Source organism: Tolypothrix sp. PCC 7601 (genome assembly GCF_025677855.1).
Lineage (GTDB): Bacteria > Cyanobacteriota > Cyanobacteriia > Cyanobacteriales > Nostocaceae > Aulosira > Aulosira diplosiphon.
Map to the genome: position 1 here is coordinate 7,820,004 of NZ_CP064879.1, position 17,484 is coordinate 7,837,487.

The following is a 17,484-nucleotide window of genomic DNA, read 5'->3' on the forward strand; positions in this document are numbered from 1 at the left end:
CTTTATTATGACAAACCAACCTCTGCGGATTGCTCTCTTTACAGGATTGTATGCTCCCTTCCTTACAGGGGTTTCAGTAGCAGTACATCAGCGAGTTCGTTGGTTATTAGAGCAGGGACATGAAGTATTTCTCATCCATCCCGAATTTAATGATAAATACCCCAAACAAGTTGGGAATCGTCCGATGCCAGGATTAGAAGAGTTACAGAAATTTCCTAACTTTTCTTCCTATGCATTTCCTACTCAACCACTGATTTTCTATAAGTCTCTACCTCAACCATTAAGTTACAAACATTGGAGTGATACTAAATTACTGTTGAACTTTCAACCCGATATTATCGTTGTTGAAGAATCAGCCCAAATGAGAGGAGCTTACTCAGTTTTCTTGCAAGGGTACGGTCGTGCTGTAGGAGTTAAATATGCCAAGCAAACAAAGACTCCGATTATCTCAGTTTTCCATACAGATATCGTTGCCTATATCAAATATTACTTAGGTAGCTTCTTCTTTAGCTTACTGCGTCCAATTATTCCCTTAATAGTTAAGCAAGTCAGCGATGCTTACACCGTCAATGTATTTTCCTCGCGGGAACAGCTAACTAAATACCAGAAATTACAATGTCAACGCGGGGAATACTTGCCCTATCAAGGTATTAATTGCGAAAAATTCCATCCTCGTAATATTTGTTATGATCCCATACCAGGCGATCGCAGACCAACCATCCTCTTTGTTGGACGCATTACCGCCGAAAAGAATGTTACCCAATTAATAGATGCATTCCCTCACATTGCTGCCAAAATTCCCGATGTACATTTAGTTATCGTTGGTAGCGGCCCCTTAGATGAGCAAATCAAAAAACGCGCCCAAAAGTTTAAATCGGGAATTACGATTTGGGGAGAATCTCACGGGACAGAACTTTTAGGTTGGTTTGCTAGAGCCGATGTTTTTGTTAACCCCTCCGTCACCGAAAACTTTTGCACCACTAATAACGAAGCGCTAGCTTCCGGAACTCCTGTAGTTGCAGCTTTAGCACCCTCAACCGCAGAACAAGTGATTCCCGGACATAACGGCTTCCTGGCTGAACCCAACAACCCAGCAGATTTCGCCCAAAAAATCATTGCTATTTTAGAAAATCCCGAACTGAAAACAGCAATGACTCAAAACGCTCGCCCTTCGATATTAGACTTTGATTGGTCAGTTTGCCAGGAGAAGTTTGAAGAAAAGCTCTATCAGCTAGTTGCTTTATCAAACAAGGAAAAGGTGATGGTTAATTAGCAACTTCCGGCTAAAAAATCTGGTGTTGCTGTGTAATACCAATTCACACAAATCCTGACACAGGTAGATTTTTCTTAGGGGTTTAGCATTGCTCATTGGTGTCAACTTAAGCTAAGGTGTCAACTTAAGCTAAAAGCTATATAGGGTGGGCGTTGTACAAATACCTCGCGCCCTCATCCCCTAACCCCTTCTCCCGCAGGAGAAGGGGAATTAAATCTCTTGCTCTTGGTGGGAGAGGGGTTGGGGGTGAGGGCAAAAACCTTGCACAAGAGCGGGTTTCACATTAAGTTGATACAGGTGAGCATTGCTAAACCCTCTACCTAAATACTTTTGTTAAAATTAGGCACACTAGCACAATACTAATCCCTTTCCCTTTTCCCCTTTCCCCATTACCCCTTATCCCCAGAGGGGGCCCCGAGTTCCCCATTCCCCTTTAACTCATTCTTGCTAACAAATGCTCTCCAACTCGCAAAGCATTAGCAATAATAGTCAACGATGGATTAACCGCAGCACTAGAAGGGAAAAAGCTGCCGTCAACCACATAGAGATTATCAATATCATGGGTGCGGCAATTAATATCTAGTACTGAAGTTTTAGGGTCTTCTCCAAAGCGACAAGTTCCACACTGATGACCTACTTCTTTAACAGTAAATTTTTGTTTAACTTTGTTAACCCAATCCAGCGATAAATTACATCTCCAAATATAGTTTCAAACAGAATTATAAAAATTGAGTTTTTCAATTTTTATAAAAAACTTTAGTAGACATCCCCTATTTATTTTGTCATCATTGAGCAGCATTTATTGCTGCTAATATTGCTTTTTACACTAAATCAAAATTTCAATTTGTAATGGCGATGACCAGTTGCTAAACTAAGCAATATAAGTTGAAGCTGCATATAACAAATAAGCAGATAATTTTGTAGTTAAAACTGCAGTTCTCATGACAAGAGTAGGGTGTGTTGTCGCGTAGCGCAACGCACCAAAGCTGCTAAATGTGAATAATTTACTCTTCAGTTGCGCGCTGCATTTTCCAATTCACTAACCAAGCTGCGCCACTGGATATTAGTAATACAGGTGTCAACCAATCACCCCAACGCACATATAAAGTTTCTGTTTGCCGTTTATATATCGTTTCGGCGTGAATTTCGTAGGTATTATAGCCAGAAATCCACAAGGTTTTACCATGAGGGTCGATAAACCCTGAATATCCTGTATTTGTCGCCCGTACAGACCATCTATCGGTTTCAATCGCCCGCATGATATCCTGTGCATGGTGCTGGAATGGCATCGCAGCAGTGTAATGGGCATCGTTGGAGGAACTCAGGATAAATTGCCCACCTGCAGCCGCTTGACGGCGAAATTGAGCAGAAAAAGCGGAGTCGTAACAAATGCCTGCGATCGCACGCCCAAATGGTGTATCAAATATTTGATTGGGTGAACCATGCACTTGATGTTCGTCCAATGGTGATAAACGCTGAATCAGTTTACCTAAAATCTCTTCAAAGGGGATATATTCACCCAGTGGTACGAGTTTGGTTTTGTCGTAGCGGCTAACAACTTCACCATTACCTGTGTAGGTAAATAGACTATTGGTATAGCTGCGTCCTTGTTCGCCAAAAGCGCCAATCCAAGCTACCACGCCTTTTTCCTTGATAGCGGAGATGATGGGAGTTGTGCCTAAGTCACGCTGAAAAAACGGTAAAGCCCCTTCTGGAGTTAGGACAGCATCCACACCCTGGTCTGCTAAAGTTAAATAGCCATTGGTGTAACCTGCGATCGCTCTTCGCAATCCTTCGGGTTTAAGTTTAATAATGTTGGGAATATTACCCTGCACAATCCCGACTTTTAAAGCCTTGTCTGCTGGTTTACTCAGGGGAATGCTGTATAAGCTAAAACCAATTATGTGTAGGGTAATGAATAATCCAATTGCGATCGCTAAATATTTATTCGCGTAAATCTTCTTGTCTTTACGGTGCATCCACGTCTCAGCAATTAAACCATTCACGGCGACAATTGCGGCTGTCACAGCACTCGGCCCAGCTAGTTGCCCCAGATGTAAAATTACTAAATTATGCGGACTTTGGGTGTAAGAAAGCGAACTCCACCACAAATCGCCAGCACTCCAAATTCCTTCTAAAGCGCACCAAATAGCTGTGCCAATCAGCACACGTAAAAGCGGTTTCTTACCTGCAAAACGCACCATCAAAGCCGCCCACACAACTACTATTGCTGCCCCCCAAAGGGTAACGAAGGTTAAACAGAAGGTGGTAATTGCCAAGCTTGCTAACCAAGGAACACCCAACCAATCCATCGGATGAATGCCGGTAATCCAGAATAAAGCTAATCCGTGATAGCCAATACCCCAAAATAAAGGTAAAAGGAGAAATTTTCGCCTTTTACCTGCTAATTGCGTATTTTCTTTATTAATTAAAACCCAGAGAGGAGCAAGGGCTATCCAAGCTAAGAACCATGCGCCCACAGGGGCCACAGTCAGCCCCATCAATACCCCACTGATCAAGGCTAAAGTGTAAAGGCTAAAGGATGAAAACAGCTTTTTTGTTTGATATTTCACAATTACCCCAATTCTTGCAAAATCACCTCAACAGTTGCCTTTAATTGAGGCAAATTCTGCTCAATCACGCCTCAAATTCGATTTAAATTTACTTTTAAATAATCATGAATCAGCACATCTCTAAAACCAGCTACTTGCTGCCAAGAGATATCTGGATAAGCTGCTCGGATTTCGGGAGATAATCTCTTTGTTGCCTCCCCAATAATTTCAAAATTTTTAACGACACATCAATATATTCTAGAGGGAACGGCGTGCCGTGCCTCTACAATCTGTCGCATTCTTTTTTCAAATTGGTATTACTCAACAAAAAAACCGAACAATAATTTTTTTTGGAGGGGGTTTGGGGGACGCAACCGTCACCCAATCGGGGGTTTGGGGGAGAATCCCCCAATTCTTCTGGCTTCTTTAATCAGTGTTACTAAATCAAATAATGTTTGTGAAACATCAATATATTCTAGAGGGCACGGTGTGCCCATTGGTGTCAACTTAAGCTTAAAGCTATATAGGGCGGGCGTTGTACAAAAACCCTCGCCCTCATCCCCTAACCCCTTCTCCCGCAGGAGAAGGGGAATTAAATCTCTTGCTCCCCTCTCCTGGTGGGCTACGGTGTACACACAAGTGGTAGCTGTAAGGGTTTCAGGCGTTATAGACCCCTTAAATTGTCATTACGAGCGCAGCGATAGCGGAGCGAAGTAATCGCATAATCCCGTAGTTTTTGCGATTGCTTCGTCGTTCCTCCTCGCTGCGGACAGGCTTCGGGAGCGTTCCAACAGCCCAGAGTTAAAGGGCAAAACCAAGCTTCAGGTGGAATTTCACGACTTGTGTGTACACCGTAGCTCCTGGTGGGAGAGGGGTTGGGGGTGAGGGCAAAAACCTTGCAACCAAGAGGGTTTCACATTAAGTTGACACAGGTGCGGTGTGCCTTGCCCCTACAATCTGTCGCATTCTTTTTTCAAATTGTTATTAGTACCGCTTGGTAGTTGTTCAGCATTAAGTTTACCTTGCTGCCACATCATCCAAGCGGTTTTATAGCTTATACCAAATCAAATAATGTTTGCGACACATCAATATATTCTAGAGGTCAAGGCAGTGCCTTGCCCCTACAATCTGTCGCATTCTTTGTTTAAATTGGTATTACAACTATTGATTTGGTATAGTCTGTGTTTTTAACTTAGTACATAAGTCAAAATTGATTAACATTTGGATAAACTCTTGTGCAAGTTTATCCAATATGTCATCCTTTATTCTGCCTCTTCTAATTCGCCTGTTTCACCACTGTCGGGAGGAACTATCGCTACTCCGTTAATGGCATCATCTTCGTCTAAGCGCTGTACTCTTACGCCTGTTGCCGATCGCGATTGTACAGAAATGGCATTGACAGCTTGACGAATAATAATACCGCGATTGGTAACCATCATGATTTCATCATCGCTGTTGACAATCTGTAAGGTGGCTAATTGGTCTTTAGTTTTGCGGTTTTTGAATTTGGTTGCCATTAAACCTTGACCTGCCCGATTTTGCAAGCGGAATTGGGCTACAGGTACGCGTTTGCCATATCCACCCATTGTAATTACCAACACCCAAGGGCCAGGACTAGTGTTAGTTGTTACTTCTATGGCTTCTTCGGTTTCGATTTCTTCGGTTTCGATGATTTCTTCGATTTCAGCTTCGGTTTCAGCGTCTGCACTCAAGGTATCCAAAATGGCTGCTGGCAGGATATCCATACCCACCAGTTCGTCACCTGGTTTGAGTTTCATCGATTTCACACCACGAGTCGCCCTACCCAAAGGACGCAATTGTTCGTGGTTACATCTAAAGTGAATCGCCATCCCATGACGAGAACCGACAATCACGCTATCTTCTACCCTAGCGCGACGTACCCAGCGCAGTTGATCGCCTTCTTCTAAGGAAATGGCGATTAAGCCGTTAGCCCGGATGTTACTAAATGCTGCCAATTCGGTTTTCTTGATATTGCCACCTTTGGTCAGCATCACCAAGAATTCTTCACTGGTAAATTCATCAACTGGGACAACGGAGGTGATTTTCTCTTCCTTGGGAATTGGTAACAGTTGCACAATTGGCGTACCCCGGCTGGTACGAGAACCCACAGGAATTTGATAAGTTTTTAGACAGTAAACGACACCGCGATCGCTAAAGAATAAAACGCTGTCGTGATCGCAGCAAGTTAAGAAATGTTCGATGGTGTCATCATCTTTTACTTTGGCTGCGGCTTTCCCTCTGGTAGCACGGCTTTGGGCTTCAAAGGTATTAACTGGCATCCGTTTGATGTAACCTTGCTCTGTCAGCAAAATGATCACTTTTTCATTGGCGATCAAGTCAAGGTCATCGATTTCTCCCTCTGCATGGGTAATGACTGTGCGTCGGGGTGTGGAAAAGCTGGTTTTAATTTGTGAAATTTCGTCTTCAATGATTGACAGCACTCTTTCCCGGCGTGCCAAAATATCTTGCAGGTCGGCAATTTGCGCTTGTAAATCTTCGTGTTCTTGGCGAATTTTATCTGCTTCTAGGGCTGTTAACCGCCGCAGTTGCATTTGTAAAATTGCATCGGCTTGGACTTCCGATAGCCCATAGGTGGTAATTAGTTCACCTTTGGCTGTGGGCGCATCAGATGCATGGCGAATTAAGTTAATAATGGCATCTAAATGCGCTAGAGCAATTAATAAGCCTTGTAAGATATGGTCGCGTTCTTCCGCTTTCCGCAGTTCATACCTGGTGCGGCGATTTATTGATTCGATGCGGAAATCGAGGAATACTTCTAAGAACTGCTTGAGTGTCAGGGTTTGGGGTTCCCCATTCACCAACGCCAGCATATTCGCCCCAAAGTTGGCTTGCAGTGGGGTTTGCTTGTAGAGGTTATTCAGTACTACTCTGGGATAAGCATCGCGCTTCAGTTCGATGACGATTCGCATCCCATCGCGATCGCTTTCATCTCGGATATCTGCAATTCCCTCAATGCGTTTGTCATTGACCAACTCGGCGATTTTTTCAATTAATGCGGCTTTGTTGGTTTGATAAGGCAATTCGGTGATGATAATTGCTTCTCTTTCTGGTCTTCCCCGTTGCTCAATAGTTTCGATGTTAGCTACACCGCGCATGGTAATGGAACCGCGCCCGGTGGTGTAAGCTTCTTTAATTGCTGCTGTTCCTAACACCTGTGCCCCTGTGGGAAAGTCGGGGCCGGGGATATGCTGCATTAACTGCAGATTGGTGATCTCTGGATTGTGAATCAATGCTACTAATCCATCAATCAATTCGCCCAAATTGTGCGGTGGGATATTAGTCGCCATCCCCACAGCAATCCCCGAGGAACCATTTAATAGTAACTGGGGAATACGTGCTGGTAGAACTGTGGGTTCTTGTTGGGAACCGTCGAAGTTATCAATAAAATCTACGGTTTCGGACTCAATGTCATGGAGTAAAGCTGTGCCAGTTAAAGCTTGCAAGCGACATTCTGTGTATCGCATTGCGGCTGGCGGATCGTTGTCTACAGAACCAAAGTTACCATGCCCGTTAATTAAGGGCGATCGCATGGAAAAATCCTGTGCCATCCGCACCAACGCATCATACACCGCCGTATCACCGTGGGGATGATATTTACCCAAAACTTCCCCAACTACACGGGCGCATTTACGAAACGGGCGATCGTGCGTCAAACCTAGCTCGTGCATTGCGTAGAGGATGCGACGATGCACAGGTTTCAGACCATCCCTGGCATCTGGTAGCGCCCGACCCACAATCACACTCATGGCGTATTCCAGATAAGACCGGGACATCTCGTTCCGCAGATCTGTCGGGATAATCCTCTCCTGTGAGGTTGTCATAACCTAAAAAACTCCAAAAATCGCAGATTTTAGCCCTTGTTCTTGACAAAATGCAAAATTATTCCAAATTACTCTTGAATAATTGCCATATTTTGGTACAATTCTAGCACATATTGCTTTTTCTTGCCGGGAGAGCTAACTCAGGCAAGTAAGGAGGCTACTCATTAGGAGATGGTCAATGACTGTCCCAAACAGGCTTTTGCTGACTAGTTAAGAGCAGCTAACTAAAAAGCCTGAAATATATAAGCAATTTAAAATTCAACATCAAAAACTCTAATACACAAGGAGTTCTATGGTTGCCATAAAATTAGATGCTGATCTAACTATCGACAGAACTGGGTAAATGTAGGATAACGGTATTGACTATTGGTAATCTTTAAGACTTTATATAATCATTAATTTTTTGAGAGACGCTAAAGCTACTATGATTTTTCAACAACTACGCATTGGCGATTACTTTCGCATACCTGGAATTAGTTTTGCTTGCGTTTATAGAAAAGCTAGCAGCTCATCTTGCACTCTGGATATGCTTTTACGGCCTATCCGACGCAGCGCAATAGTGGTACCACTGAATCGAGTTGAACTGAGTAGATATATTCAACAAAGGCAAGAATTTTTAACTGACTTAGATGATTGAACAAAAAATAAGGATACAAACCTATTTTTGAGGTTAACAGTAAATTGTCACATCTTCACCAAGCTCATCAGCCAAATAACTGAAAGCGCGGAAACGTAGCTCAACAAACTGTTCATAGACAGGGTTGAGTTTACAAGTGCGTTAGCCGAAGGCTTTGGCGAAGCCATCGCAGAATTTAATTTCTCGCTTAAAAGAACAACTAGCCGGAATCATTTTGCAGATGAAGCTTGCTAATCCGCTTCTATCGATTTTGAGAGACAAAATTGATAGAAGCGGATTGATTGGTAGACATAGTATATATACCGAAGAAATCAGGTTTGATCGCATTTAGTCCATCGGCTGCGACACAAGCTTGATGTTCTCGTGAAATTTACTGAGATGACTCTCCCAGTTTTGAAATATCTTCCTCACAAGTTCCTCAACCTTTGCTGTTAACTTCAAAGTGCAGCAGCTAGAAAGGCTACCTGTGCATCAGTGAATTGAAAAAATCAAGTTCGCTGTTTTGCTACCCTTCTTGTTTGTTGAATTTTACATTTGTAGTTTCAGCGCAGTGAAGGTCAAGGCTTTGATAGCGATCGCAAACTGGTAAAGGTTAAACCAATTATGAAGACAAAAATATTTGCCACTATTGATGGCAATGAAGCTGTGGCCCAAGTGGCTTATCGCGTAAATGAAGTCATTGCTATTTACCCGATTACGCCTTCTTCTAACATGGCTGAGTGGTCGGATACATGGGCTAGCGAAGGTAAACCTAACATCTGGGGAACTGTACCTACAGTTGTGGAGATGCAGAGTGAAGCTGGCGTTGCAGGTGCAGTACATGGTGCTTTACAAACAGGTTCGCTAACAACGACATTTACCGCATCTCAGGGATTGTTGTTAATGATCCCCAATATGTACAAAATTGCTGGGGAATTAACACCTACAGTATTTCATGTTTCAGCGCGATCGCTAGCTACTCAAGGTCTATCTATTTTCGGTGATCATAGTGATGTGATGGCAGCGCGTGCCACAGGTTTTGCGATGCTGTGTTCGGCATCAGTACAAGAAGCTTATGATTTTGCGGCAATCTCTACACGTGCAACTTTAGAATCTCGTATCCCTTTCTTACACTTTTTTGATGGCTTCCGCACCTCTCACGAAGTAGACAAAGTTGAAACATTATCTCACGAAGATTTGCGATCGCACATCCCCGAAGAATTCATCTTTGCTCATCGGGCGCGGGCGATGACTCCCGATAGGCCTGTGTTACGCGGTACAGCCCAAAACCCTGATGTTTACTTCCAAAGCCGCGAAACCGTTAACCCTTATTATTTAGCTTGTCCAGACATCACCCAAAAGGCGATGGATGAATTTGCCAAACTGACTGGACGACAATATAAACTCTTTGATTATCACGGCGATCCCGAAGCTGAAAGAGTAATTGTCCTCATGGGTTCCGGTTGTGAAGCAGTTCATGAAACTGTAGATTATTTAACTAGTTTAGGTGAGAAAGTTGGGGTATTAAAAGTTAGATTGTATCGCCCATTTGATACTACTAGATTTGTCGAAGCTTTACCCGTAACCACCCGTAACATTGCCGTTTTAGACCGTACTAAAGAACCCGGTGCATCTGGCGAACCACTGTATTTAGATGTTGTCGCCGCTATCCAACAAAGCAATCCAAAATCTAAAATCCCAAATCTAAAATCGATTGTTGGTGGTCGCTATGGATTATCATCCAAAGAATTCACACCAGCGATGATTAAAGCTGTGTTTGATAACCTGGCTCTAGCTGAACCAAAAAATCATTTCACCGTGGGGATCAACGATGATGTCAGCCACACCAGCTTAGAGTATGACCATGATTTTAATATTGAAGCAGACAATATAGTTAGAGCTATTTTTTATGGTTTAGGCGCAGACGGTACTGTAGGTGCTAACAAAAACTCCATCAAAATTATTGGAGAAGAAACAAACAATTACGCTCAAGGTTATTTCGTTTACGATTCTAAAAAATCTGGTTCTGTTACAGTTTCTCACCTGCGCTTTGGGCCGCAACCAATTCACTCGACATATTTAATTACCAAAGCTAACTTTCTTGCTTGTCATCAATGGGATTTCATTGATAAATTCTCCATGCTGCAAGATATTGTCCCTGGCGGCACATTCTTGATTAATTCGCTCTACTCTCAAGAAGAAGTTTGGCAGCATTTACCACTGTTTGTCCAAGAGCAAATTATTCAAAAGCAACTGAAAGTTTATGTAATTAATGGTTATCAAGTTGCTCGTGCTGCGGGGATGGCTGGACATATTAACACGGTAATGCAAGTTTGTTTCTTTGCCTTATCGGGTGTATTACCCAAAGACGAAGCGATCGCAGCCATTAAAAAGGCGATTCGCAAGACTTATGGTAAGAAGGGCGACGAAGTTGTCCAAAAGAATATCAACGCCGTTGATATGGCATTAGATAACTTGTATGAACTGAATATAATTCCCACAGAACAATCCCAGTCCCCAATCCCCAGTCCCCCATACCCCATCTCTGATAAAGCACCTGCATTTGTCCATGATGTTTTGGGTAAAATGATTGCCCGTGCAGGGGATGATTTACCTGTGAGTGCTTTACCAGCCGATGGTACATATCCTACTGGTACGGCAAAATGGGAAAAACGCAACATTGCTAAAGACATTCCGGTTTGGGATGAAGATGTCTGCGTCCAGTGCGCTAAGTGCATCATGGTCTGCCCCCATAGTGCGATTCGTGGTAAAGTTTACGAACCCGAACTGTTAACCAATGCCCCGCCAACCTTCAAGAGTACCAATCCCAAAGACCGCGATTGGCATGGCTTGCAATATACTCTCCAAGTAGCACCAGAAGATTGTACAGGTTGCGGTGTTTGCGTAGATATTTGCCCAGCTAAGAATAAAGCAGAACCAAACCGCAAAGCCCTGAACATGGCAGCGCAATTGCCATTACGAGATGCAGAACGAGAAAATTGGGATTTCTTCTTAAGTCTCCCCAATCCCGACAGACTGCACCTGAAAGTCTCCCATATTAACCAGCAGCAAATGCAAGAACCCTTATTTGAGTTCTCCGGTGCTTGTGCTGGTTGTGGCGAAACAGCTTATGTCAAATTAGCTACCCAATTATTTGGCGATCGCATGATTGTGGCTAACGCCACAGGTTGTTCTTCGATTTACGGTGGTAACTTACCCACTACCCCTTGGACAACGAACGCCGAAGGACGAGGCCCGGCTTGGTGTAACTCGCTATTTGAAGATAACGCCGAATTTGGCATGGGTTTCCGCATTTCGCTAGATAAACAGGCAGAATTTGCCACGGAATTAGTCAAACAACTGACACCACAACTAGGCGATAATCTCACTAGTAGTATTGTCAACGCTCGGCAAAAAGACGAAGCTGATATAGTCGAACAGCGCGAACGCGTCGCCCTACTCAAACAACGGGTAGATGAACTACTTGCAGCCCAAACCCCAGCCGGAGAAGATGAAAAACTCCACTCACAAGGGGATGGAGTTTTTGGGCATTGGGAATTGGGCATGGGGCATGGGAAAGAAGATACCAATGCCCTATGCCCTATGCCCCAAGCGGCGGGGCAGCTATCCCTCTCCACCCACAAGGGGATGGAGTTTCCCGCCGCTTTCAATGAAGAAGACGCGATCGCGCGGAATCTGAAATCGCTGAAATTCGTTGCCGATTATTTAGTCAGAAAGAGCGTTTGGATTATCGGCGGTGATGGTTGGGGCTATGACATCGGCTTTGGCGGCTTAGATCACGTCATCGCTAGCGGACGCAACGTCAACATTTTGATTCTGGACACAGAAGTTTATTCTAATACTGGCGGACAAAACTCCAAAGCCACACCCAGAGCTGCGATCGCAAAATTTGCCTCTGGTGGTAAAGCCGCAGCCAAAAAAGACTTAGGCTTAATGGCCATGACTTACGGTAACGTTTATATTGCCAGCGTTGCTCTAGGCGCAAGAGACGAACACACCCTTAAAGCCTTCCTCGAAGCCGAAGCCTACGAAGGGCCATCAATCATTCTTGCCTACAGCCATTGCATCGCCCACGGTATCGACATGACTACAGGCTTACACCATCAAAAAGCCGCCGTCGAATCCGGCGAATGGTTGCTATATCGGTATAACCCAGACCGCATTAAGCAAGGAGAAAACCCACTCCAGCTTGACTCTCGCACTCCCAAGTTACCAATTGAAGAATACATGAACTCAGAAAATCGCTTCAAGATGTTAACCAAGAGTCACCCAGAAACAGCCAAGCACTTATTTGAAGAAGCCCAAGCCGATGTCAATACCCGTTGGCAAATGTATCAATATCTCGCTTCTCGCAAATTGCAAAATAGGTAGCATAGGGCATGGGGCATGGGGCATTGGGCATGGGAAAGATGTTGTTAATACTTCATTTTGAATTTTGAATTGTTACGTGGGGTAGGCATCTTGCCTGCCCTGTTTCTTTAGGGATTTCCAAGAAATAAATTATTCCATCTTGTGGGGCGGGCATCTTGCCCGCCACATAAACTGGGCGGACAAGATGTCCACCCCACAATACATACTGGGATATTTTTTTATTTGGAAGTCCCTTATTTCCTGATGATGATTTTGGGGTTGTAGAGACCCGATTCATCGCGTCTCTACAGGATTTAAACGTCAATGTTTTATCTTATCCGAACCTTATTGCCTCATCTTTTATCGCACAGTCTCCCGTGTTAACTCCGCATCTATGGGTTTGACGAGATAAATCCGCAACATATGCCAGATGATAGCGGTAATGACTGGTAATTTTTGCCAAAACTTGACAAACTTAGAGCGATCGCTATTGTTAATCGCTGTGAGTTTCTGATTATTCTGGTAACACTGCTCTAAACGCCAGAAAAACGCCGGGTGGCTGGTATCTAATATGATGGGAAAGGCTCTAGAAGCGGTGTTGTTTGTCTCTGCAATCACTTGGTTATTATACTTGCGTGGATGAATACCAATGGATTCGTAAAAGCTGGCGCGTTCAAATACTGTAATTGTGTGGGTAACAAACACCGTCAGCAAAAAGAAACGTATCCACAACCTTGCTTTCCAGTTATCCCATAATTTTGGTTGCGATCGCAGCAACGCTTTAAAGAAATCTCCATGTCGGTTTTCATCTTGACACCAACTCTCAAATTTCCTGAACAAGGGATAAAACTGATAGTCTGGGTTTTTCTGCAAATGGCGATACATCAAAATATAACGCCAGTAACCAATTTTCTCTGATAGGTAGACGGTGTAAATAATCCACTCTGGCGGGAAAAAAGTGTAAGTACGGCTTTTAGTTAAGTAACTCAAGTCTAGGGAGAGGTTAAAATCTGCCATTGACTTGTTTAAAAATCCCGCATGACGCGCTTCATCCCTGGCCATAAAATTAAAAGCATCCGCCAAAATCGGGTTTCTGTCTTTGAGACGGCGTGATATTTCCTTAAATAAAAGAAACCCAGAAAACTCGGAAGTACACGAACGTTCCAAAAAGTCAATAAAAGAACGGCGTGTTTCTCCTTCAATATGCTCCCAACTCTGCTTAAATTCCTGATCGCGCACAAAATGATGGCGATTATAGTCAGCCCGCAGTTCCTCTACAATTGCCAGTAACTCAGTCTCATGGGCTGAAATATCTAACTTTGCGATCGCCTCGAAGTCAGTAGTATAAAACCGGGGTGTTAATAATGTTTCTTTCACAGGCGCTTTTACACCTGGCTTTAGTAACTGAGGCTCCGGAGTTTCAACAGACTTCACCATGAGAATCCTTCTCTCGCTCTATCCTTCAATAGCTATATAAGCATAAAATATTATTAAGAACAGTTAAGTTGTGCGAAGGGATTGGGGACTGGGGACTGGGGACTGGGGATTGGGGAACTCGGGGCCCCCTCTGGGGTAATGGGGATTGGGGATTGGGGATTGGGGAACTCGGGGCCCCCTCTGGGGATAAGGGGTAATGGGGATTGGGACAAGGAAGCAAAGAAAGGTTCTCATTACCAATGCCCCATGCCCAATGCCCTATGCCCCATTCCCATTCCAAAATGTGCCTTCCCTGACAGACAAAAATAAAGAAATATTAATACTTTAATAGTTATACAAATATAAATAGTTAAATATTTTTGAGAGATAAAAAGAGCAGGAATGAGCATTGGGAGTATATTTGCCGTAATACTGATGCTAATCCTGCTTAAATCCCAAATTTGGTGTTTGGTAATGGGTAATGGGTAATTGGTAATTGCTATTCTTCCCTCATCCCCCTCATCTCCCTCATCTCCCTCATCTCCCCAGTCCCCAGTCCCTCTAGCAGACATCCTGAGTCGGTGGCTGTGCAGAAATCTGGCGCTTGAAATTAAGGAAACAAAATGAGTAGCAATCTAGCTGTCAAACTACGCTCTGGAACTGAAAAAGCTCATACAGCAGCAGAAAATGTAGGCTTTATGAAATGTTTTCTCAAAGGAGTTGTAGATAAAGACTGCTTTGCGAAGTTTTTGAGTAATTTGTATTTTGTTTACAGCGAACTAGAAGCGGCAATTGTAACTAATGTTAACAATCAGGCGATCGCAGCTGTTTACTTTCCAGAACTGAATCGGCAAGCTGCTCTAGAAAAGGACATGATGTTTTACTATGGAAAGCAATGGCGAAAGCAAATTGCCCCTGCAACTGCCACTCAAACATTTGTCGCTAGAATTCGGGAATTATCTGCTACTGAACCTATCCTTTTGTTAGGACACGCCTATACACGCTACATGGGCGACCTTTCTGGTGGTCAGATGTTGCAAAAAATTGCTCAATCAACTTTGCAATTATCTGGCTACGAAGGCACAAATTTCTATAATTTTGACCAAATCCCCGATAAAACGGCATTTAAGCACAAATACCGTCAGGTGTTGGATGCATTACCCATCGATGATGCCACAGCCGGACGAATTGTCACAGAAGCTAACAATGCCTTTCATTTGAATATGCAAATGGTGCAAGGCTTAGAGGCGATTTTAATTCAAGCCATCGGTCAAGCCTTATTTAACAGCCTAACTAACTGAAGGGTGAAGGGTAAAGGGTGAAGGGTGAAAGGTCAAGAGTGAAAATAATTCTCCCTCATCTCCCCAATCCCCAGTCCCTAGTCCCCAGTCCCTAGTCCCCAGTCCCCACCCCGGAGGTTTTAATGGTTTTTCTCTTACCTGGTGTCAAGTTTGATTTGGAGATGATCCAAAAGTATGATTCTCCAGTACCTAGATACACTAGTTATCCACCTGCTACTGAGTTAAGCGAAGCATTTACCACCACCGATTTACAAAATGCGATCGCAGCCTCAAATCAACGTAAAACTCCTTTGTCTTTGTATTTCCACATTCCTTTTTGTCAGACTGCTTGCTATTTTTGCGGCTGTAATACGGTAATTTCTAACAATAAGAATATTGCCAAACCTTACTTAGAACATTTAGCTCAAGATATTAAACAAACAGCCGCTTTAATTGATTCCGACCGCCAAGTTCTGCAAATTCATTGGGGTGGCGGTACGCCTAATTATTTAGACCGCGAACAAGTTGAGTTTGTGTGGCAACATATTACTCAACATTTCACTATTGACTCAAAAGCAGAAATTTCCATTGAAATCAACCCCCGTTATGTAGATAAAAATTACATTTTATTTCTCAGGGAATTAGGATTTAATCGCATTAGCTTTGGCATTCAAGATTTCAATCACCAAGTACAAGTGGCGATTAATCGCGTCCAACCGGAAGAAATGCTCTTTGATGTCATGAGTTGGATCAGAGAAGCAGAATTTGAAAGCGTAAATGTAGACCTGATTTATGGTCTTCCCTATCAAACTCGGCAGAGTTTTCGGGAAACAGTAAAAAAGACCATAAAATTAGACCCAGATAGAATTGTGGTCTTTAACTTTGCTTATATTCCCTGGATTAAACCTGCACAGAAAAATATTCCCGAAGCAGCTTTACCCAAGCCACAGGAAAAGCTAGATATTCTGAAAATGACCATTGAAGAACTCACAAATAATGAGTATCTATTCATTGGTATGGATCATTTTGCTAAATCTGACGATGAACTAGCGATCGCGCAACGCAATGGCACTCTGCGGCGGAATTTTCAAGGCTACACCACTCACGCCGAAACAGAATTATTTGGTTTTGGAGCGACATCTATTAGTATGTTAGAAGATGCGTATTTCCAAAACCACAAACAATTAAAAGAATATTATCAGGCAATTTCTACAGGGAATTTGCCATTGAGTAAAGGTATTAAATTAACTCAAGATGACATTATTAGACGTGATGTCATCATGGGTATTATGTCGCATTTTCAATTGCACAAGCAAGACATCGCAGATAAATATCACATTTGTTTTGACGAATACTTCGCCCATGAGCTAGAGATGTTAAAACCTCTAGAAGCCGATGGACTGGTTAGCTTATCAAAAAACTACATATTAGTGACAGACATTGGCAGATTGCTTGTAAGAAATATTGCCGTCATCTTTGATAATCACATGAGAATCAAAGAAAAGCATTTCTCAAAGGCAATATAAATGGGGCTTAGAGGCTATTTATAAAGTAAAAATAGAATGACTGTAGGGTGGAATTTAACTTACTTGAGCGAGATTTAGATCCCCGACTTTTTCAAAAAGTCGGGGATCTGAGCAGCAACTTTTGCTTAAGTTAAGTGAAATTCGACTGTAGGGTGTGTTAGGCGCTTATTTATGATTTGCTACGAAAAACTATCCTAGCGCCGCACCATCCACGCGGCGGTGCGTTACGGCTAAATTTAATTGAAAGCGGCGGGAAACTCCATCCCCTTGTGGGTGGAGAGGGACAGCCACCCCGCCGCTTGGGGCATTGGGCATTGGGCATTGGGGATAATTCCACCTTTTTACTCGACAATCCGAGTTCGGAACAAGACAATCCGAGTTCGGAAAGCGATAATTCCACCTTTTGACTCGACAATCCGAGTTCGGAACAAGACAATCCGAGTTCGGAAAGCGATAATTCCACCTTTTTACTCGACACTCCGAGTTCAGAAGGGGACAATTCCACCTTTTTACTCAACACTCCAAGTTCAGAAGGTGATAATTCCACCTTTTTACTCAACACTCCAAGTTCAGAACCTCACCTTTCC

The 17,484-nt window shown here is 43.3% G+C and carries 10 protein-coding genes and 3 pseudogenes; 5 read left to right on the forward strand and 8 right to left on the reverse strand.

Going from position 1 to position 17,484, the window contains the following annotated elements:
- Positions 1-7 precede the first annotated feature (7 nt).
- Complete coding sequence (locus tag HG267_RS31685; RefSeq protein ID WP_045874189.1) at positions 8-1,273, forward strand: glycosyltransferase; 1,266 nt, start codon at positions 8-10, stop codon at positions 1,271-1,273.
- A gap of 433 nt (positions 1,274-1,706) precedes the next feature.
- Here the strand turns inward: HG267_RS31685 and HG267_RS31690 are convergent.
- The 5 genes and pseudogenes from HG267_RS31690 to HG267_RS31710 all read right to left on the reverse strand — a co-directional run.
- Positions 1,707-1,937 (reverse strand): annotated as a pseudogene (locus HG267_RS31690) (GMC family oxidoreductase); the annotation flags it as partial.
- 340 nt (positions 1,938-2,277) lie between these two features.
- Positions 2,278-3,774: an apolipoprotein N-acyltransferase gene (lnt, locus tag HG267_RS31695; RefSeq protein WP_045874236.1), complete on the reverse strand. Its 1,497-nt coding sequence runs from the start codon at positions 3,772-3,774 to the stop codon at positions 2,278-2,280.
- A gap of 143 nt (positions 3,775-3,917) precedes the next feature.
- A pseudogene (locus tag HG267_RS31700) lies at positions 3,918-4,058 on the reverse strand (DUF86 domain-containing protein); the annotation flags it as partial.
- A gap of 1,029 nt (positions 4,059-5,087) precedes the next feature.
- Positions 5,088-7,688 (reverse strand): DNA gyrase subunit A, encoded by a 2,601-nt coding sequence (gyrA, locus tag HG267_RS31705; protein WP_045874191.1) that lies wholly within the window; start codon positions 7,686-7,688, stop codon positions 5,088-5,090.
- Positions 7,689-8,358: 670 nt separating this feature from the next.
- Positions 8,359-8,538, reverse strand: a pseudogene (locus tag HG267_RS31710) (Mo-dependent nitrogenase C-terminal domain-containing protein).
- Here HG267_RS31710 and HG267_RS31715 point away from each other — a divergent pair.
- Both HG267_RS31715 and nifJ read left to right on the forward strand, forming a co-directional pair.
- A complete protein-coding gene (locus HG267_RS31715; protein ID WP_235623132.1) occupies positions 8,480-8,656 on the forward strand; it encodes a hypothetical protein in 177 nt (58 codons plus the stop codon). The pseudogene HG267_RS31710 and the gene HG267_RS31715 sit on opposite strands and share 59 nt — an antisense overlap.
- Positions 8,657-8,928: 272 nt before the next feature.
- Positions 8,929-12,696: a pyruvate:ferredoxin (flavodoxin) oxidoreductase gene (gene nifJ, locus HG267_RS31720; protein ID WP_045874193.1), complete on the forward strand. Its 3,768-nt coding sequence runs from the start codon at positions 8,929-8,931 to the stop codon at positions 12,694-12,696.
- 339 nt (positions 12,697-13,035) lie between these two features.
- Here nifJ and acsF read toward each other — a convergent pair whose 3' ends face one another.
- Positions 13,036-14,112, reverse strand: a complete 1,077-nt coding sequence (gene acsF / locus HG267_RS31725; RefSeq protein ID WP_045874194.1) for a magnesium-protoporphyrin IX monomethyl ester (oxidative) cyclase — start codon at positions 14,110-14,112, stop codon at positions 13,036-13,038.
- A gap of 233 nt (positions 14,113-14,345) precedes the next feature.
- Complete coding sequence (locus HG267_RS31730; protein ID WP_045874195.1) at positions 14,346-14,663, reverse strand: hypothetical protein; 318 nt, start codon at positions 14,661-14,663, stop codon at positions 14,346-14,348.
- 51 nt (positions 14,664-14,714) lie between these two features.
- Here HG267_RS31730 and HG267_RS31735 point away from each other — a divergent pair, with 51 nt between their 5' ends.
- Both HG267_RS31735 and hemN read left to right on the forward strand, forming a co-directional pair.
- Entirely contained in the window at positions 14,715-15,392 is a 678-nt protein-coding gene (locus tag HG267_RS31735) for a heme oxygenase (biliverdin-producing) (RefSeq protein WP_045874196.1), read from the forward strand.
- Positions 15,393-15,514: 122 nt separating this feature from the next.
- A complete protein-coding gene (hemN, locus tag HG267_RS31740) occupies positions 15,515-16,897 on the forward strand; it encodes an oxygen-independent coproporphyrinogen III oxidase (RefSeq protein ID WP_045874197.1) in 1,383 nt (460 codons plus the stop codon).
- A gap of 169 nt (positions 16,898-17,066) precedes the next feature.
- Here hemN and HG267_RS31745 read toward each other — a convergent pair whose 3' ends face one another.
- A complete protein-coding gene (locus HG267_RS31745; protein ID WP_263419995.1) occupies positions 17,067-17,459 on the reverse strand; it encodes a hypothetical protein in 393 nt (130 codons plus the stop codon).
- Positions 17,460-17,484: the final 25 nt, after the last annotated feature.